At 66.9% G+C, this 17,289-nt stretch carries 19 protein-coding genes; 10 read left to right on the top strand and 9 right to left on the bottom strand.

Annotated elements, in window-relative coordinates; translation table 11 throughout:
- Position 1 precedes the first annotated feature (1 nt).
- The 3 genes from LDL21_RS01320 (at position 2) to LDL21_RS01310 (ending at position 3,403) form a co-directional block, all read left to right on the top strand.
- Positions 2-1,051: a hypothetical protein gene (locus LDL21_RS01320; protein ID WP_225278487.1), complete on the top strand. Its 1,050-nt coding sequence runs from the start codon at positions 2-4 to the stop codon at positions 1,049-1,051.
- Positions 1,052-1,954: 903 nt separating this feature from the next.
- Positions 1,955-2,860: a hypothetical protein gene (locus LDL21_RS01315; RefSeq protein WP_225278486.1), complete on the top strand. Its 906-nt coding sequence runs from the start codon at positions 1,955-1,957 to the stop codon at positions 2,858-2,860.
- An 18-nt stretch (positions 2,861-2,878) separates the two neighbouring features.
- Positions 2,879-3,403, top strand: a complete 525-nt coding sequence (locus tag LDL21_RS01310) for an LpqN/LpqT family lipoprotein (protein WP_225278485.1) — start codon at positions 2,879-2,881, stop codon at positions 3,401-3,403.
- Positions 3,404-3,484: 81 nt separating this feature from the next.
- Here the strand turns inward: LDL21_RS01310 and LDL21_RS01305 are convergent, their stop codons facing one another.
- Complete coding sequence (locus LDL21_RS01305) at positions 3,485-4,222, bottom strand: phosphoglyceromutase (RefSeq protein WP_067485849.1); 738 nt, start codon at positions 4,220-4,222, stop codon at positions 3,485-3,487.
- 17 nt (positions 4,223-4,239) lie between these two features.
- A complete protein-coding gene (locus tag LDL21_RS01300) occupies positions 4,240-5,145 on the bottom strand; it encodes an ROK family protein (protein ID WP_225278484.1) in 906 nt (301 codons plus the stop codon).
- Positions 5,146-5,334: 189 nt separating this feature from the next.
- Between LDL21_RS01300 and LDL21_RS01295 the strand changes: the two genes are divergently transcribed.
- Positions 5,335-6,510: a lipase family protein gene (locus tag LDL21_RS01295; protein ID WP_225278483.1), complete on the top strand. Its 1,176-nt coding sequence runs from the start codon at positions 5,335-5,337 to the stop codon at positions 6,508-6,510.
- Between the two features lie 40 nt (positions 6,511-6,550).
- On the opposite strand, the gene LDL21_RS01290 is transcribed toward LDL21_RS01295, so the two are convergent.
- The 4 genes from LDL21_RS01290 to LDL21_RS01275 all read right to left on the bottom strand — a co-directional run bounded on the left by LDL21_RS01290 (position 6,551) and on the right by LDL21_RS01275 (position 10,721).
- On the bottom strand, positions 6,551-7,045 hold the full coding sequence (locus LDL21_RS01290) for a type III secretion system chaperone family protein (protein WP_225278482.1): 495 nt from the start codon (positions 7,043-7,045) through the stop codon (positions 6,551-6,553).
- On the bottom strand, positions 7,042-8,400 hold the full coding sequence (mshA, locus tag LDL21_RS01285) for a D-inositol-3-phosphate glycosyltransferase (RefSeq protein ID WP_225279199.1): 1,359 nt from the start codon (positions 8,398-8,400) through the stop codon (positions 7,042-7,044). Before mshA ends, LDL21_RS01290 begins: the two co-directional genes overlap by 4 nt.
- Before the next feature lie 157 nt (positions 8,401-8,557).
- Positions 8,558-9,553 carry an alpha/beta hydrolase gene (locus LDL21_RS01280; protein ID WP_372462124.1) on the bottom strand — a complete coding sequence of 332 codons (996 nt, stop codon included), beginning with the start codon at positions 9,551-9,553 and terminating at the stop codon, positions 8,558-8,560.
- 346 nt (positions 9,554-9,899) lie between these two features.
- Positions 9,900-10,721 (bottom strand): alpha/beta fold hydrolase, encoded by an 822-nt coding sequence (locus tag LDL21_RS01275; protein WP_225278481.1) that lies wholly within the window; start codon positions 10,719-10,721, stop codon positions 9,900-9,902.
- Between the two features lie 136 nt (positions 10,722-10,857).
- Here LDL21_RS01275 and LDL21_RS01270 point away from each other — a divergent pair, with 136 nt between their 5' ends.
- On the top strand, positions 10,858-11,598 hold the full coding sequence (locus LDL21_RS01270) for an SDR family NAD(P)-dependent oxidoreductase (RefSeq protein ID WP_225278480.1): 741 nt from the start codon (positions 10,858-10,860) through the stop codon (positions 11,596-11,598).
- A 78-nt stretch (positions 11,599-11,676) separates the two neighbouring features.
- Positions 11,677-12,147: a large conductance mechanosensitive channel protein MscL gene (mscL, locus tag LDL21_RS01265; RefSeq protein WP_225278479.1), complete on the top strand. Its 471-nt coding sequence runs from the start codon at positions 11,677-11,679 to the stop codon at positions 12,145-12,147.
- Here the strand turns inward: mscL and LDL21_RS01260 are convergent.
- A complete protein-coding gene (locus LDL21_RS01260; RefSeq protein ID WP_372462123.1) occupies positions 12,137-13,270 on the bottom strand; it encodes a UDP-N-acetylmuramate dehydrogenase in 1,134 nt (377 codons plus the stop codon). The two genes, mscL and LDL21_RS01260, sit on opposite strands and share 11 nt — an antisense overlap.
- On the opposite strand from LDL21_RS01260, the gene LDL21_RS01255 reads away from it, so the two are divergent.
- From LDL21_RS01255 to LDL21_RS01245, 3 genes are read left to right on the top strand one after another with little or no spacing between them, the layout of a single operon-like run.
- A complete protein-coding gene (locus LDL21_RS01255) occupies positions 13,269-13,754 on the top strand; it encodes a DUF2505 domain-containing protein (protein WP_225278478.1) in 486 nt (161 codons plus the stop codon). The genes LDL21_RS01260 and LDL21_RS01255 overlap by 2 nt on opposite strands.
- 48 nt (positions 13,755-13,802) lie before the next feature.
- On the top strand, positions 13,803-14,327 hold the full coding sequence (locus LDL21_RS01250; protein ID WP_067484831.1) for a DUF2505 domain-containing protein: 525 nt from the start codon (positions 13,803-13,805) through the stop codon (positions 14,325-14,327).
- Positions 14,328-14,336: 9 nt separating this feature from the next.
- On the top strand, positions 14,337-15,140 hold the full coding sequence (locus LDL21_RS01245; protein ID WP_225278477.1) for a class I SAM-dependent methyltransferase: 804 nt from the start codon (positions 14,337-14,339) through the stop codon (positions 15,138-15,140).
- A 16-nt stretch (positions 15,141-15,156) separates the two neighbouring features.
- Here LDL21_RS01245 and LDL21_RS01240 read toward each other — a convergent pair whose 3' ends face one another.
- Positions 15,157-15,765 carry a type IV toxin-antitoxin system AbiEi family antitoxin gene (locus LDL21_RS01240; protein WP_067484825.1) on the bottom strand — a complete coding sequence of 203 codons (609 nt, stop codon included), beginning with the start codon at positions 15,763-15,765 and terminating at the stop codon, positions 15,157-15,159.
- A gap of 104 nt (positions 15,766-15,869) precedes the next feature.
- On the opposite strand from LDL21_RS01240, the gene LDL21_RS01235 reads away from it, so the two are divergent.
- A complete protein-coding gene (locus LDL21_RS01235; RefSeq protein ID WP_225278476.1) occupies positions 15,870-16,601 on the top strand; it encodes an LmeA family phospholipid-binding protein in 732 nt (243 codons plus the stop codon).
- On the opposite strand, the gene deoC is transcribed toward LDL21_RS01235, so the two are convergent.
- Positions 16,602-17,261 (bottom strand): deoxyribose-phosphate aldolase, encoded by a 660-nt coding sequence (gene deoC / locus LDL21_RS01230; RefSeq protein ID WP_225278475.1) that lies wholly within the window; start codon positions 17,259-17,261, stop codon positions 16,602-16,604. It lies immediately after the preceding gene.
- Positions 17,262-17,289 lie beyond the last annotated feature (28 nt).

The following is a 17,289-nucleotide window of genomic DNA, read 5'->3' as shown; positions in this document are numbered from 1 at the left end:
CATGGCCCCACCTGCTGACGTCCTCACCTGGGATCTTTCGCACCTGCCTGCTGTGGCGACCAGCGCGGGCGAAATCGCCGACGCCATCGTGGCGGCGGCCGGCACCATGCACAACACGATCCACAACGGCTTGATCTGGAAGGGCGATGCGAAAACAGCCGCCGAAGACAAAGCCGACGAGGAACAGACCCAGATGCGCGCTATCGCGGTCGCCTACGACGACCTGGGGGCCGCATGCAACGGCGCCTATCAGGCCATGAATCAACCTCTGGCCGACATCAAAACCATCTACCAGAATTACGTTACCGGGAAAGTGTCGGTCACCGATGACTGGAGCGTGCACGGAGTCGACGACTGGAATTCCGAAGCGGGTATCCAGTTGGCCCGGCTACCTGGACTTGCGTCAGCCCTGATGACCGCCGATGCCACGTGGGGTCAGAAGATCGCTGATGCGAACAGCGAGCTCGATCGAATGGCGCCCGCGTCGGCATTGACCGCTACCGCTGCAGCGATCACCGCGATCAAGAACGAAGATCCTTCGGCCATACCCGACTCCATCGCCACATCCCCCGCATCGCATTGGGCACCGGACAAAGAAGCGATGACCGCTGCCGCGATTGCCGGAGCGATGACCGAAGGTACGCGTATGGGTCTCGAGTCCGCAGCGAAGGACGCTGCGGACAAAGGGGTGTTGAAATGGGTCGAGAACTGGGGCAAGTGGGGCCAGGACGGTAAGTGGACGAGTGGTATCGGCAGGTTCGGCATTGTCGGCAACGTCATCGGTACCGTGCCCGCCATTGCGAACGACATCAACGGCGGTATGGATCCGACCGAGGCGATCGTCAGCGAATCCGCGGGCACAGCAGCTGGAATGGCAGTCGGAACAATGGCGGGGACTGCGGTCGGCTCGTGGGCGACCGGCGCGCTCACGGGAGCCGCGGTCGGATCAGTGGTACCCGGCGCCGGTACCGCCGTGGGGTTTGTGGTCGGCGCTGGAGTGGGTGCACTGACCGCTTGGGGTGTTTCCAAATCGATTCAGAAGTTCTGGTAGCACGGTGACTGATTATCCCGAACTACCTCGCCTTCAGATTTCGGAACGTTACCGAAATCATCGCCCTATCGCGATGGCGGCATTCCTGATACTTATGGCGATCGGATTCGCGCTGTTGAGCGCGACTTGGGCCGTGATCGTGATACGGGAATGGACCGAACAGCCCATGATCGTAGTCGTCGGCCATGTAGGCCTAGCTGTCGCCTCGGCTGGAATCACGGCAATGTTCTCGAGCATCGCTGCCGTTCCCTTTCAATCAGCTCACTTGGGCACCCGCCGAGTGGTGGTACAAACAAGCGATCCGACCAGGGGGACCGGGGTCGAACTGCTTCAGTCCACCATGTTCACTCCGCTCACCCTGATATTCATCGGATTCTTCCTCTATGGACAGTGTGCTTGGTGGGCGTGGCGTGGGGGAACTAGCGAATCCTTGCTCCCGCTGTCACGAGACAACTCCGTCGGGTCGACCCTGGCACTTCTCATATCTTTGGCACTGCTCGCATGCCTGGTACTCATGATCCTGGCCACACGATGGCGTGTGGCCTACCAGCTGTACCCATCCGGAATCCTGAGACAGACAACCCTACCGGGGTCTACCAAATCGCGATTTATACCGTGGGAATCGATCTCCGGGATACGCGGCGATGAACGTTACATTTCACCATACCTTCGCTCGGCCTCATTGATCGTCGCCGAGCTCCTCGATTCAACACCGAACACCGACCACCCACTTTTCGACCGCCCGGGCGAGTTCGGCATCCCCGCATACCTACTGGAATGTGACTCCAACTTACTTCTCGCCGTCATGAGCGAGCTCGCGAAGAATCCGAGTTCTCGAGAACTTCTCATGCATCCACGAGCAGCGGATTGGTTCACCCATCATTACCATGGCGAGGCGTAGCCATGCGCGAAAACATTTCGGCCCATTCAAGGTCGCCGGTCGTACTCATCGATCGACAGTGGCACGAACGAGCGTCACGGGGCGTCATTGCCTTCACAACGATCATGATGCTCGCATTGCTAGCTGCCGCGTCGGTTTGGCTGATGATTGCGATCCGAGGCGACGGCAGCAACAACGTCATGACAATCGTCGGGCATATAGGGGCGATTGCCCTATTTCTGGGCGCTGCGGGAATGTTCGGTGCCAGGTTGCTGACGATGTTTCCACATGCGGCCGCAACAGTGACCCCCTCGATAGGTCGAACTGTCGACCCAGAATGGGGATCGGGGATCCACCTACGACAAGAATCCAGCCTGCTGTCGCTCGAACTGACCCTCGCCGGTTGCTGCCTCTTCGGCTTCGCCGCCTGGCGGGAATGGCACTCGGGGGGCGCGGACGGCTTACTTCCGCTCTCCCGCAACAACAGTGGTGGTGCGGTCGGCGCACTGGTGTTCTCGATCGTAGGCGCTACCGCACTCCTCCTGATTATTTTCGCGCGGTTCGCACGAATTCGATGGGAGTTGTATCCGACAGGAATAATCTGCCGGACGCCGATGCGAGGCACCGCACGGATCAGCTGGTCGGATATTTCGAACATTCGGGGCGATGTATGCAAACTTTCGGCTCAATACAGTGCGGCGCCGGTGGTCCTGGCGACACTGACAGACAGCTCCCGGCCACCGAAGCACAAACTATTCGACAGAGTGGGTGAACTAGGAATTCCGGCTTGCATCCTTCGATGCGATTCAGATCTTCTGCTGGCGCTGATGAAACATCTCCTGGACGAGCCGGAGTCGCGACAGCTTCTCGCGACCGAGGCCGCAACAGAGTGGTTCACAGTGCGTTATCACCAAGAGCCGAACGGCTGACGCAATCAGGAGCACAGTATGAACCAGAGCCTTGCCGAATATCTCCATGGACGCGAGATCCGAATCATCCCGGTACACACCGACACCATCGGAGCGCCGGATATCCGTGTCGTGCCACCGGAGGGCTGGCTCGAGATCGGCCAGGATGCGATGCCAGGTGTCTACGCGGCGTGGGCGAATCCGTCGGCCGATGTAGGTGGGTGGGCGGACAACGTCCTGGTCATGGTCGGTCGGCTCACCGAACGAGTCGATTCTTCGGAGTTGATGGACTGCGCGTTCGTCGACTCCCGGCGGCTGCCGAGCTGGATCGAGCAATCGGCCGAATTCGTGGACTGCGACGGGTACCGGGCGGCCACCATCTCGGGTCTCTATACCGGCGGTGAGCTGCGTGTCCGTACCAGAACGCAATATCTGCTCATCGATGTTCTCGACCACGACTACCTGGTGCAGTACACCGCTACCGTCGCCGCGGATTCGGCCGCCTGGGGCATCATCGACCTTCCGTCACCGTTGTCGGTGGTGTGGCCACCGCGCGGCTGCTGAGGCCTGCGCCTGCGGGAGCGCCCCGGGGAAGGAACCGGTGCCGCACCGTGCGAACGATGCGGCACCTGTTCGATGCAACGACTACTTCCCACCCTGGTTCGCCACTGCGGCCGCGCCGGCGGCGGCGGCCTCGGGGTCCAGGTATTCGGCCGGCTTCACCGGGCGCAGGTTCTCGTCGAGTTCGTAGCGCAGGGGGATGCCGGTGGGGATGTTGAGACCGGAGATGTCCTCGTCGGAGATGCCGTCGAGGTGCTTCACCAGGGCGCGCAGGGAGTTGCCGTGGGCTGCCACCAGGACGGTTTTGCCGGTGAGCAGTTCCTTGGAGATGGTGTTCTCCCAGTACGGGATCATGCGGGCGACAACGTCTTTGAGGCATTCGGTCTTGGGGACCTCGATGCCCGCGTAGCGGGGGTCGCCTTCCTGGCTGTATTCGTTGTCGTCGGCGATGGGCGGGGGCGGGGTGTCGTAGCTGCGCCGCCACAGCATGAACTGGTCCTGGCCGTACTGTTCGCGGACCTGTTCCTTGTTCTTGCCCTGCAGGTCGCCGTAGTGGCGTTCGTTGAGGCGCCAGTCGCGGATGACGGGGATCCAGAGGCGATCGGCCGCGTCGAGGGCGTTGTTGGCGGTGCTGATCGCGCGGCGCAGCAGCGAGGTGTAGACGATGTCGGGCAGCACGTCGTGCTCGGCGAGCAGCTCGCCTGCCCGTTTGCCCTCGGCGATGCCCTTGTCGGTCAGGTGCACATCCACCCAGCCGGTGAACAAGTTGAGGGCATTCCATTCGCTCTCGCCGTGGCGCAGCAGCACGAGGGTGTAGGTCATGAGGTCATTCTGGCATTTCACCCGCGCTCGGCCCACGCCACCTCGTCGATGGCGAGCACGCCCGCACCGACCAGGGTGGCGCCCTCGGGGAGGGTGGAGAGTGAAACGTCAAGAGCGTCGATGAATTCGAGCCCGGCGTGCCGGTCGACGGCGGCGCGCAACGGTCCCCACAGCGGTTCGCCGGAGTCGGCGAAGCCGCCACCGATCACGACGCGGTCCACATCGAGCAGGGCGGCGGCCGAACAGACGGCCCGACCGAGAGCGGTACCTGCCCGTGCCATCGCGGCGACGGCGACGGGCTCGCCGTCGTGGGCGGCCTGGGCGAGCTCGATCCCCGTCGCACCGGTCCAGCCCTGCGAGCGCGCCCAGCGCACGGTCGACATCCCACCGGCAACCGCTTCAACGCAACCGAAACCGCCACAGGCACAAGGTGTTTCATCACCGGGCACGATGATGTGACCGATGTGCCCCGCATTACCGGTCCGCCCGCGCAGCACCCGCCCGTCGGCGAGCACGCCGCCGCCGACGCCCGAAGACACCGTCAACGCCAGCCCGTTGTCGAGCCCGCGCAACCCGCCGACCCGGTGTTCGGCGAGCACGAGGCACGCGCCGTCGATCGCGAACCGTACGGCCGCACCGGGGAAGACCGAGCGCACCCGGTCGACGATCGGGAACCCGTCGCGCCACCGGGGAAAGTTCAGCGGTCGCGTCACTCCGGCGGGCACGTCGACGGGCCCGGCCGACCCGATGCCGACCGCGCGAACCTCGTTGTCCCCCGCCACAGCGACCAGTAACTCCCGACACACCGCCCACGGATCGGCCACGGCCACGGCCGCGCGCCGCACCGAATGCACCGTGTAGTCCGGATCCACCACTCCTACAGCGAATTTCGTCGCTCCGATGTCGAGTGCGAGGACAACCATCGCCCACTCCTGTCTGTTCGGCCGGTAGCCGGTTGAGCAGCCATGACCTCGTCGTCGATGTGAACGCTCACAAAAATGTGGCGGTGGACACTTTGACTAGTGGTTGCTCCACACCGCCGGTTTTCGTTGGATACTTCGTCCGGGTCGGGTGACTCCGTTGGGCTGCGTTACTGATGATGAAGGAAAGTTGTGTCGAAATTAGTAGTACTGGTGTTGAGCCTGCTCTCGGTAGGCCTCCTCGCCGCTCCCGCGGCTGCGAACCCGCTGTATCCGACGCCCGATCCTGACCCGTTCTTCACCGCACCGGCCGACATCGCCGCGCTGGCTCCCGGCGACGTGGTCCGCACTCGCCGCATCGACACGATGCTCTACCCCGGCACCGAGGGCTGGCAGGTCGCGTTCCGCTCCACCAACTCGGCGGGCAACGCGATCATGGGCGTGACCACGGTCTTCATGCCGATCGGGGTGAAGAACCCACCACTGGTCTCCTACCAGGCCCTCATCAACTCCATCGGCACCCGGTGCAACCCGTCGAAGTCGCTGTTCAACGGTGAATTGCAGGATGCCCCGGGCGCGATGCTGCCGATCGGTCGCGGCTGGGCGGTTTCGGTGCCCGACTACCTCGGCCCGACCGTCGCCTACGGTGCGGCGCGGATGAGCGGCATGGTCACCCTCGACAGCGTGCGAGCGGTACAGAAGGCCACCGAACTCGGCCTCGGCGGCTCGCCGGTGGCGCTGGCCGGGTACTCCGGTGGCGGCATGGCCACCGCGTGGGCCGGTGCGCTGCAGCCGGAGTACGCGCCCGAGCTGAAGCTGGCCGCGGTGGTCGCCGGCGGCATTCCGAGCGACCTCGAACTGATGGCCGACGCCCTCGGTTTCGCACCGCACCCCGGTTTCGGCCTGGCCTTCGCGGCCGCCATGGGCATCGAGCGCGAGTACCCGGATCGGGTGCCGGTGTCGGATCAGCTCAACGAGACCGGCCTGTGGTTCCGCGAGTTCACCAAGGACGCCTGCCGTCGCTTCCTGCTCTTCCACGGCATCTTCCGCAACGCCGAGCAGATGGCCGCGTCGAAGGAGCTGCTGTCGAGCCAGGTGGCGCGTGGGGTGCTGCGCGAGAACAGCATCGTGCACTACGAGGGTGCGCCGACCGCGCCGACCTACATCTGGCAGGGCCGCTACGACACCCTCACCCCGTACGGCCCGGTGGCCGACACCGTGTCGCACTGGTGCGGTGCGGGCGCGCCCGTGAAGCTGGCGACCTACGACATCGCCGAGCACATGACCGCGGCCGTGGCCGGTTTCGTCGACGCGTGGAGCTACGTGGAATCCCGTTTCCGTGACGAACCGGTGCCGACTACCTGCTGAGAATCCGAACGCGGGTGCCGGACAACGGCACCCGCGTTTCTCATACCTTGTCGGCCTCGTCGATGAGATGTTCGAAGGCGCGCAGGTTCTTCAGCGATTCCCCGCGCGATACGCGCCACTTCCATTCCTTGCGAATGGATTCGGCGAAGCCCAGCTCGAGCAGCATGTTGAAGTCGGTGTCGACGGCCTCGAGGACCTGACCGAAGATGCGGTCGAGTTCGTCGGCGGTCACCGACTCGGTCGACATGCGACCGACCAGGTAGATGTCGCCCACATTGTCGAGGGTGTAGGCCACGCCGTAGAGGCGGCGGTTGCGGCGCAGCAGGTACTTGTAGACACCCTCGAAGTTCTCGTCGGGCTTGCGGCAGACGAACGATTCGATCCGCACACCGTGCTTGCCGACGGTGAGCATCACGGTGGTCTTGAGCTTGCGCTCGCCGGGCAGCACCACGATGAACGTGTCGTCACCGTGGCGGGTGTATTCGATCTCCCGGTCGCGCAGCGTCTCGTCGATCACCTGCGATACGGCGCTCACCTGAGTACTCCTGTCCGGCGCCGCCACAGCGCCCGCGATCTGGCCTGGCTTGTCTCACCCGCGCGCAGGGCGATCGGGTTGCGTTCCACGCGCATACCCGCGATCGCGGCGGCGTAACTGTCGAGCAGTCCTTCGGCGGTGTGCGCCCAGGAGAACCGGCTCGCGTGCTCGACCGCCGTGGTGCCCATGCGGCCGAGACGGTCGGGGTCGTCGAGCAGGGCGGCCAGGGCGTCGGCCCAGTCGCCGGTGCGGTGGCTCGGCACGAGCAGACCCGATTCCCGGTGCCGCACAGCGGTTCCCAGGCCGCCCACGTCTGCCGCGAGCACGGGGGTGCCGCTGGCCTGCGCCTCGATGGCGACCAGCCCGAACGACTCGTTGTAGCTGGGGACGGCCACCACGTCGGCCGCGCGGTACACCTGTACGAGGCGGTCGGCGGGCTGCGGCGGCAGAAAGGTGACCTGCTCGGCGATGCCGAGGTCGGCGGCCAGCTCGATCAGGGCGTCGGGGCGGGCCAGGCCGGTGCCGGACGGTCCGCCGACGATCAGTACGCGCAGCGCGCGCCGCGGGTCGCGGCCAAGCAGCTCGGCGGCCGCGCGGACCAGCACATCGGGGGCCTTGAGCGGCTGGATCCGGCCGACGAACGCGACGACCTGCTCGTCGGCGCGCAAGCCGAGTTCGGCGCGGGCGGCGAGTTTGTCGCCGGGCCGGTAGCGGCCCAGGTCTGCGCCCGGCGGGACGACATCGATGCGGTCGCGGTCGGCGCCGTAGAGGTCGACCAGCTGACCGGCTTCGTCGGCGGTATTGGCGACCAGCCGGTCGGACTCGGCGATCACCTGCTTCTCCCCGATCACCCGCGTCTCGGGTTCAGGAGTGTCGCCCTCGGCGAGCGCCAGGTTCTTCACCGCGGCCAGCGTGTGCGCGGTGTGCACCAGCGGCACCCGCCAGCGGTCGCGGGCGAGCCAGCCGACCTGACCCGAGAGCCAGTAGTGCGAGTGCACGAGGTCGTAGTGGCCGGGCAGGTGCCGAGCTTCCTGCCGCAGCACCTCGGCGGTGAAGGGGCACAGCTGGGTGGGTAGTTCGTGCTTGTCGAGCCCTTCGAACGGTCCGGCGACGACGTGGCGGACGAGCACACCGGGTGCGGCCTCGGCGACCGGCGGCAGGTCCGAGGAGGTGGCCCGGGTGAAGATCTCCACCTCGGTGCCCCTGGCGGCCAGTTCCAGCGCGGTCTGCAACACGTAGACGTTCATGCCTCCGGCGTCACCGGTGCCGGGTTGGGCCAGCGGGGAGGTATGCACCGACAGCACCGCGATGCGGCGGGGCCGATGTTCAAGACGTCGCTGACTCACACCTTCCAGTGTGCACGCCGCGACGCCACCGATAACATCCCTACCGGGATCGGTGACGGCCATCACAGGCGTGCGGTGAGTGAGCTCACGCACCGATCGTCATCGAGCGTGCCCGATCCGGGCGCCACACGCCAGCGCTTTTCGGCCGTCGCATTCGCCGGGGCGCTCAGCGGTTGAGCGCGGACTCGAACTGCGGCCACGAGGTGTGCAGGTCCTCCTCCCAGTAGCCCCACGAGTGGGTGCCGGTGGGCCGCAGGTTGACGGTGGCGGGGATGCCGAGCGACTGGAACCGGTCGCGCAGCTGACGGGTGCACTGGTGGGTGACCGCTTCGAGCGTGGCGCCGAAGGCCAGCTGGTAGGCGAGCTGCAGCGGGTCAGGCTGGACGGCCGGGTTGTCGTACGGACCGGGAAGGCCGGTGCCGGAGGAGATGTAGACCTCGGTGCCGCGCAGGGATTCGGCGTGCAGGTACGGGTCGTGGGCCGACCAGGCCGGGTCGGTGGGCGGGCCCCACATGTTGGCCGCGTTGCCCATCCGGCTGCCGACGACGGTGCGCACGATCGCCTGCCCGCGCAGGTCGCTGGTGCGCACGCACCCGCTGTAGGAGCCGATCGCCCGGTAGAGGCCGGGTTCGGCGAGGGCGAGCTGGAACACCGAGGTGCCTGCCATCGAGAGCCCGGCGATCGCGTTGGCGCCGGTGCCCCCGAATTCGGCGTCGATCAGGGGCGGCAATTCCTTGGTGAGGAAGGTCGCCCAGCGCTGCTTGCCCAGCACCGGGTCGTCGCTGCGCCAGTCGGCGAAATAGCTGCCCGCGCCGCCGAACGGGATCACCACGTTCACCTGTTTGTCGCGGAAGAACGACACCACATCGGTGCGGTCGAGCCAGTTGCCGTCGGCGCCGCCACCGACGCCGTTGAGCAGATACAACGTCGGCGCGGGTTTCGACGGGTCGGCGGCGCGCAGCACCCGCACCCGGTTGACGTTGTCCATGGCGGGTGAGTACACGCCGATATCGATGGTCTGATCGGCTTCCACGCGCCGATCGTCGATCCGTGCCCGCTCGATGGGCTCGGAAATCCCCTGGCCCGCCATCGTTCCCGTGGCGAGCATCGCGGCCAGTGCCGCGATGACGATCCGAGCCCCCAATGCCCGACAAGACCTCATCGAACTCCGATCGCCGAATCCTGTTCCTGATTCGTGATTCAACGACATATCAGAACGCTACACACGGTTTCCGGAAATCATTGTGACGATCCCCAGAAGATTTTCCGTGAAACTGTGCGGATAGTTCGCTACAGGAACGAACGCAATCACGGACTTATCACGCCCGTGCAACGCTACTTGACGACCAGTGCTCTAGCTGCGGAAACAGGAGGCGAGTACCTCGACGCGAGGCACTCGCGACGGACATCGACTTTGCCGGAATCAACCTCCTTACAGCCTAAAAATAGACCCTCCGGATTGGTTCCGGGCACAGTCCGGCAATCCCCCGACGACGCCGCGACGCAATTCAGTCCAGCGCGTCGACGAACTCGCTCACCTCGGCGACGAACCGCGCCCGATCCTCGATGAACAGCCCGTGCTGGGCACCCTCCCAGAACGAACCACGCGCGCCCGGCACGTTGTCGACGATGTAGCGCCCGTTGTCGGCGGGCACAACCGGATCCGCGGTGCCGTGCAGCACGAGCACCGGAACATCAAGGGCGCGAAGCGTTTCGGTGTTGTCGATGGTGCGGTAGAACAGCGCTTTGCGCACCGACGGCGCGGTGGCGAGACTGCCGCCGAACAACCGCTGCGCGTCGACACCCTTGTCCTCCCCCGGTCCGGTGTTCGCATTGCCGAACACCGCGAAGGCGCGCACCGCCCGCCCGGCCGACTCCTCGAAGACACCGGGGATCGCCTTGTCCATCGCGGGCCCGGTCGCCGCACCCGGCACACCTGGGCCGATGTGGGCCAGCGAACCGGTGTAGATCGCGGCCGCGACGGCGCCGGTGCCGTAGGTGGCGAGGTAGTCGGTGGCGACGATGCCGCCGTAGGACCAGCCGAGCAGCACGGCGCCGGAGTCGATGCCCTCGGCGGCCAGCACCGCGGCCACGTCGGCGGCCCAGGCCTTCGGGTCGTCGTACACGCCGGGGTCGTCGGAGTAGCCGTGCCCGCGCAGGTCGACCGCGATCACCCGGTAGCGCTGGGCGAGGTCGTCGGCGGCGCCGCCCCAGCAGCGCAGGTTGCCCGCCCAGCCGTGCAGCAGCACCAGCGGCCTGCCCGTCTCCGGACCGGTGACCCGGTAGACGATCGTCGTTCCATCGGCGCTGACAGCATCACGAATAGCCATGCCGACAGAGTAGTTCTCGGCCCGTCCCCTGCCTCTGGACTGACCGGAGGGTGCGACGAAGGAGTGCCCGGAGGGAGGGAAGAGGTAGGGGTTTAGGGCCGAGAACCGCGGCACCAGCCGCCGATAAGATCAGCTCATGAGCACTCGCACCGCCGTCGTCACCGGAGCCAGCTCGGGCATCGGGGAAGCCACCGCACGGGAACTGGCCAAGCAGGGGTATCACGTCTACGTGGGGGCCCGCCGCTTCGACCGCGTGCAGCGGCTGGCCGAGGAGATCGGCGGCACCGCGCTGGAACTCGACGTCACCTCCGAGGACTCGGTGCGCGCGTTCACCGACGCGGTGGAGCGGGTCGACGTGCTGGTCAACAACGCGGGCGGCGCGAAGGGGCTCGCGCCCGTGCTCGAGGCCGACCTCGACGACTGGCGCTGGATGTGGGAGACGAACGTGCTCGGCACCCTGCGCGTCACCAAGGCGCTACTGCCCAAGCTCATCGCTTCCGGCGACGGCCTGATCGTCACCGTCACCTCGATCGCGGCCATGCACGCCTACGACAACGGCGCGGGCTACACCTCCGCCAAGCACGCCCAGGGCGTGCTGCACCGGACGCTGCGCGGGGAACTGCTCGGTCAGCCGGTGCGGCTCACCGAGATCGCGCCCGGCGCGGTGGAGACCGAGTTCTCCCTCGTCCGCTTCGACGGTGACGCCGAGCGCGCGGCCAAGGTCTACGAGGGCATCGACCCGCTCTACGCCGAGGACATCGCCCAGATCGTCGCCTTCGCCGCGAGCAGGCCGGCGCACGTCAACCTGGACACGATCGTGGTGAAGCCGCGCGATCAGGAGGGGCCCGGCCGCTTCTCGCGTCGCCCGGTGAACTGAAACCCCAGGTCGTGAGCCTGACCACAGATTGTTGCTGACAATTCGCTGAGTGAACAACCAGTCATTAACATCTCTGCGATGGGCAGAATCAAGTCGGTATTCGACGGTTTCAAGAACTTCCTGATGCGCGGGAACGTCATCGATCTCGCGGTCGCGGTGGTGATGGGTACCGCGTTCACCGCGGTGGTCACCTCGGTCACCAAGGGCTTTGTGAACCCGCTGCTCGCGGTGTTCGGCTCGACCAATGAGCTCGGCCTCGGCGTGCAGCTCATCGCCGACAAGCCCGCCACGTTCATCGCGGTCGGCCCGATCATCACCGCCTTCATCGACTTCATGATGGTCGCCGCGGTGCTCTACTTCGTGCTGATGGTCCCGATGAAGTCGCTGAAGAACAAATTCGGCACCACCAAGGAAGCCGAGCCCACCGAGACCGAACTGCTCATCGAGATCCGCGATCTGCTGGCCAAGCAGCAGGGTCTTGATGCGGCGCAGACCGCGGCGCTGAGCACCGAGCAGGCCAAGAAGGACCCGGCTCAGCTCACAGACTGATCCCGACGGTCACCGGTTCCGGTTCGAGCACGATGCCGAACCGTTCGCGCACTCCGTCGCGGACCGTGCGGGCCAGCTCGACGATGTCGGCCGCCCGCGCCGAGCCCCGATTGGTCAGGGCGAGAGTGTGTTTGGTCGACAGCCGCGCGGCCGCGTGCTCGCCGGGGAAACCCTTGGCGAAACCGGCGCGTTCGATGAGCCAGCCCGCCGAGAACTTGGTGCCCGAAGGGGCCGGGTAGGTCGGGACGCTCACCTCGCCGAGGTGGGCGGTGATCGCGGCCAACACCTGGTCGAGGCGGTCGTCGCCGACGACGGGGTTGGTGAAGAACGAACCTGCGCTCCAGGTGTCGTGGTCGGCGGGGTCGAGCACCATGCCCTTGCCCGCGCGCAGCCGAAGCACCTCGGCGCGCACCTGGGCGGCGGGCCGGGTCTCGCCTTCGCTCGCGCCGAGCACGCGGGCCAATTCGCCGTAGCGCAACGGTGCGCTGGTTCCGGTGGGGTCGAGCCGGAATTCAACAGCAAGCACCACGGCGGCGTCGCTGTGCTTGAGCACGCTGGTGCGATAACCGAAACCGAGCTCGGCTGGTTCCGCCCAGCGGACCTCTCCGCTCACCCGGTCCAGCAGCCGCACCCGGCTCAGTAGCGACTCCACCTCCACGCCGTAGGCCCCGACGTTCTGCACCGGTGTGGCCCCGACCGAACCCGGGATACCCGACAGGCATTCGAGCCCACCGAACCCGGCCGCGACCGTCGCCGCGACGAGCTCGTCCCAGTTCGCGCCCGCCTCGGCCAGCACCGAATCGGTGCCGAACTCGACTCCGGCGTTGCGCACCCGGACCACAACACCGTCGAAACCGGCGTCGTCGATGAGCAGGTTCGACCCGCCCGCGACGAGCAGCACCGCGACACCTGCCTCGTCGAGCGCCCGCACGGTGGCGACGAGCGAGGACGTGCTGTCGCAATCGGCGACCAGCGCGGGCCCGCCGACGCGCAGCGTCGTCAGTTCCGACAGCGGCACCGCCGGGCGCACCACCGCACCGGTCTCGGCCAGCAGGTCACGCAGCTGTTCGGGGGACACCACCCGTGTTGTTCGCACGTCAGAAGACGGTACCGTGTCGCACATGGCTACACCTCTGGCGTTCACGGCCGGTTATACGCATTCCATCGACGCGGTGCGCGCCGCGTACTCCGATGAGCAGTACTGGAAGGCCCGCATCGCCGAGGTCGGCGGCCCCAGCGCGCGCCTCGATTCGCTGACGGTCGACGGCGACCAGGTCCGCATCCAGCTGGTGCAGTCCATCCCCGCCGACCAGCTCCCGCCCGCCATCACCGCCGTGCGCCCCGGCGACCTGGTGATCCCCCGCGTGGAGCACTACACCGGCACCTCGGGCACCTTCGAGGCCCACGTCGACGGCGCCCCCGCCACCGTCCGCGGCAGGGTCACCCTCACCCCCACCGCCACCGGCTGCGAGGGTTCGGTCACCGGCACCATCGAGGTGAAGATCCCCCTCTTCGGCGGCAAGATCGAAGCCGCCATCGCCGAACGCCTCACCGAACTCCTGAGCAACGAGGCCACCTTCACCGAACAGTGGCTCGCCACCAAGTAGGACCCGTCCGGGGCGCCCGGTGACGGCGCCCCGGTAACGTGTTCGGGCATGGCACGTCGACTGGACTACTCCGCCCGCTACCCCCTGCACACCACTGAAGAGCTGTACGCAGCCCTGCAGAGCAGGGATTACTGGGAAGCCCGCGTCGAGGAGATGCGCAAGTACTCGCCGCACAACGAAGTCGTCAGCCATGAGGTGACCGACGACGGCATCGATATCGTGCTCGCGCATACCCTGCCGCGCGAGATGCTCCCGGAGATCGCGCAGACGGTGATGCGCAAGGACATGGTCATCACCCGCAAGGAGAGCTGGGGTCCGTTCGATCACGACGAGACCGAGGGCAAGTTCTCCGCCTCCATCCCGGCGGGCCCGGGCAGCCTCAACGGCACCATCCGCCTGTTCCCCACCGAGACCGGCGCCACCATGCGCTTCTCCCCCGTCGCCAAGGTGTTCATCCCCATGGTCGGCCCGCGCCTGGAACAGCTGATGCTGGTGAATCTCGTCGACCTGTTCCGCGCCGAGCAGGAGGAGACCCTGCGCTGGCTGGAGACGGCCGCCAAGAATCCGGTCTGATCGTCGCCCATGACCGGCACGAGGAGGACGGTGCCGGTCGGCACCATCACACGCGGCACCACCGGCGTCAACCGGTTGCGCCGCAGCGACCGCTGGCTGGTCAACGACGACCTCGTGAGCACCCGCCTGCGCGAGGCCGTCGACCCGCTCGTGGTCGACCTCGGCTACGGCGCGGCGGGCTGGACGACGATCGAACTGGCCGCGCGCCTGCGCACCGTTCGCCCCGATCTGCGTGTGGTCGGCCTCGAGATCGACCCCGCCCGGGTGCTGCCCCCGCGCGACGGTGTGCGTTTCGCCCGTGGCGGTTTCGAGCTGGCCGGTCTGCGCCCGGTGCTGGTCCGCGCCTTCAATGTGCTGCGCCAGTATCCGGAGGACGCGGTCCCTGCCGCCTGGTCGCGGATCCAGTCGAATCTGGCACCCGACGGACTGCTCGTCGACGGCACCTGCGACGAACTCGGCCGCCGCAGCGCCTGGGTGCTCCTCGACCGGCACCGCCCCCTCTCGCTCACCCTCGCGTGGGATCCGTTCACCGTCGAGCGCCCGTCCGACATCGCCGAGCGACTGCCGAAGGTGTTGATCCACCGCAATATTCGCGGCGAGAAGGTGCACGCCCTGCTCACCGCCGCCGATCAGGCCTGGGAGCGCAGTGCCGCACTCGCACCCTTCGGGCCACGTATCCGCTGGCGGGGTACGGCGGAGTTGTTGCGTGCCAACGGGTTCCCGGTGCGCGCCTACAACCGGCGGATGCGTGATTGTGTGCTGTCGGTGCCGTGGGATGTCGTCGCACCGAACGGGTGGCAGGCGGGCGAGTAGCCCCGCCGGACGAAGGTCAGACCGCGAGCAGTGCCCGCCGTATCCGACCGGCTGCCCGGGGAGCCAATTGTTCTGCACCCCAACGTATTTCGTCGACATCACACCGGTGGATGGCAACCGCGTCGGTCACCACCTCGTTCAGCGCCGACTGCGCGATCTCGGTTTCGGCCAGGTCGAGCACCGTCCGTGCCGGTGTGGTCACCAGGAACGATCCCGCCGATTCCGTCGCCGCCCCGGTGAGCTTGCGGCGGGTGAGCACCAGCCGTGGCGTCACCGGTGGCCGCCCCGCCGACACCGACAGGTGCAGGAACCGTGGCCGCAACCGTCCGAGCCCGTGCAGTTCGGCCGCGCTCTGATACGACACCACGGCGGCACCGTCGAACCAGGCCGCCCACATCGCGTATTCATCGAGCGGGCCGGGCCGCCATTGCGCCAACCGCAGCATCCCGACTCCCGATCTGGTCACCGACCCGTCGGCCAGTGCCGCCCGCACCCGCAGCTCACAGCCGGTGCGCAGGACCTGCCTGGTGGTGAAGAACCCCGCGTGTCGTCCGGCGAGGCGCCGCAGCACCCGCCACCGGTGTTCGGTGGTCCCCGCCATCCGGCGCGCTCCCTCGCCAGCCATCCAGCCATGCTACGCCTAGCGAAGTGGTGCAGATCACAAAATGAAAGAAGGCCTTCATGGCCTCCTCAGAGCGGACACAGAAAAATCCGGAAGAATCGACTGTCATGAGCACCCAGACACCCCAACGCCCGAAGGTCCGTCGGCGCACGCTGGTGATCGTGTTGGCCGTGGTCGCCGTGCTCCTCGTCGGCACCATCGTGGCGACCGAAGCGTATGCCCGCCACCAGATCTCGCGCTGCATCAGCAGCCAGTTCGAGCAGGAGATGGGCTCGAGCATCGACGTGAGTTTCGGTCCGAAACCGATGCTCATCACCTATCTCGACGGCAAGGTCGGGTCGCTGAGCATCGACAGCGAGGACAACAAGTTCGGTCCGGCCGTCGGCATGGTCGTGCACGCGAAGTTCTCCGACATCGAACTCACCGATCGCGGGCGCGGCGGCGCGACCGTCGGCAGCTCGAATGCCGAGGTGACCTGGAACAACGACGGCATCCGCCAGACCCTCGGCACCATGGTGAGCGGGGTGAGCTCCTCGGCGAGCAGCGACGTGCTCACCCTCGACGTGCTCGGCGGCCTGGCCCAGCTGCAGGTGCAGCCGATGGTCCGCAACGGCAATGTGGAGGTGGAGACCAAGTCCGCGCAGCTGCTCGGCATCGGCCTGCCCACCGACCTGGTGCAGGGCATCGTCGAGACCTTCACCCAGAGCTTGCAGAGCTACCCGCTCGGCCTGCGTGCCCAGAAGGTAGATGTCACCGATGACGGTGTGGTCGTTCACCTTTCGGGCGGGCGCACCGTCCTGGAGAGCTCCGGGCGCAGCGACGCCGAGCTGCGCTGCTGATCAGTCCGGAAAGCCGTCGAGCACGACCGCCGACTTCGACAGCCCGAGCCGGGTGGCGCCCGCCTCGATCATCGCCGCCGCGTCCTGTGCGGTCCTGATGCCGCCACTGGCCTTGACACCGAGCCTGCCACCGACGGTTTCGGCCATCAGCCGCACCGCGTGCACGCTCGCCCCACCGGCGGGATGAAAACCGGTGGAGGTCTTCACGAAATCGGCACCGGCCTTCTCGGCAGCCCGGCAGGCGCCGACGATCGCCTCGTCGGTGAGCGCGGCCGATTCGATGATGACCTTCAGCACGGCCCGGTCCTCGACCGCCTCACGCACGGTGATGATGTCGGTGAGCACCGCCGCGAAATCACCGGCCACAGCGGCGCCCACGTCGATCACCATGTCCACCTCGGCCGCGCCGCTGTCGACGGCGAGACGTGCCTCGGCTCCCTTGATCAGCGAATGATGTTTGCCCGAAGGGAATCCCGCGACGGTGGCGACCACCAGGCCCGGCGCGCGCACCGGAAGCATCGACGGTGAAACGCAGATCGCGTACACGCCGAGTTTGCGGGCCTCGGCGATCAGGTCGTTCACCTGGTCGGGAGTCGCCTCGGGAGCGAGCAGGGTGTGATCGATCATGGCGGCCACGTCGGCCCGGGTCAGCGACGTCATGGGAGCGAGTCTGGCATATCGGCACAGA

Source organism: Nocardia rosealba, assembly GCF_020216065.1.
Taxonomy (GTDB): Bacteria; Actinomycetota; Actinomycetes; order Mycobacteriales; family Mycobacteriaceae; genus Nocardia; species Nocardia rosealba.
This window is presented reverse-complemented; position numbering and strand designations above follow the sequence as displayed.

Excerpts from the sequence above, each read along its gene's own strand:
- LDL21_RS01245 (WP_225278477.1), top strand. The coding sequence starts at position 14,337 with ATGACCGGCACGAGGAGGACGGTGCCGGTCGGCACCATCACACGCGGC.
- LDL21_RS01310 (WP_225278485.1), top strand. The coding sequence starts at position 2,879 with ATGAACCAGAGCCTTGCCGAATATCTCCATGGACGCGAGATCCGAATC.
- mscL (WP_225278479.1), top strand. The coding sequence starts at position 11,677 with ATGGGCAGAATCAAGTCGGTATTCGACGGTTTCAAGAACTTCCTGATG.
- LDL21_RS01240 (WP_067484825.1), bottom strand. The coding sequence starts at position 15,765 with ATGGCTGGCGAGGGAGCGCGCCGGATGGCGGGGACCACCGAACACCGG.
- LDL21_RS01255 (WP_225278478.1), top strand. The coding sequence starts at position 13,269 with ATGGCTACACCTCTGGCGTTCACGGCCGGTTATACGCATTCCATCGAC.
- LDL21_RS01305 (WP_067485849.1), bottom strand. The coding sequence starts at position 4,222 with ATGACCTACACCCTCGTGCTGCTGCGCCACGGCGAGAGCGAATGGAAT.
- LDL21_RS01270 (WP_225278480.1), top strand. The coding sequence starts at position 10,858 with ATGAGCACTCGCACCGCCGTCGTCACCGGAGCCAGCTCGGGCATCGGG.
- deoC (WP_225278475.1), bottom strand. The coding sequence starts at position 17,261 with ATGACGTCGCTGACCCGGGCCGACGTGGCCGCCATGATCGATCACACC.
- LDL21_RS01260 (WP_372462123.1), bottom strand. The coding sequence starts at position 13,270 with ATGTGCGACACGGTACCGTCTTCTGACGTGCGAACAACACGGGTGGTG.
- LDL21_RS01280 (WP_372462124.1), bottom strand. The coding sequence starts at position 9,553 with ATGAGGTCTTGTCGGGCATTGGGGGCTCGGATCGTCATCGCGGCACTG.
- LDL21_RS01300 (WP_225278484.1), bottom strand. The coding sequence starts at position 5,145 with ATGGTTGTCCTCGCACTCGACATCGGAGCGACGAAATTCGCTGTAGGA.
- LDL21_RS01315 (WP_225278486.1), top strand. The coding sequence starts at position 1,955 with ATGCGCGAAAACATTTCGGCCCATTCAAGGTCGCCGGTCGTACTCATC.
- LDL21_RS01235 (WP_225278476.1), top strand. The coding sequence starts at position 15,870 with ATGAGCACCCAGACACCCCAACGCCCGAAGGTCCGTCGGCGCACGCTG.
- LDL21_RS01320 (WP_225278487.1), top strand. The coding sequence starts at position 2 with ATGGCCCCACCTGCTGACGTCCTCACCTGGGATCTTTCGCACCTGCCT.
- LDL21_RS01275 (WP_225278481.1), bottom strand. The coding sequence starts at position 10,721 with ATGGCTATTCGTGATGCTGTCAGCGCCGATGGAACGACGATCGTCTAC.
- LDL21_RS01250 (WP_067484831.1), top strand. The coding sequence starts at position 13,803 with ATGGCACGTCGACTGGACTACTCCGCCCGCTACCCCCTGCACACCACT.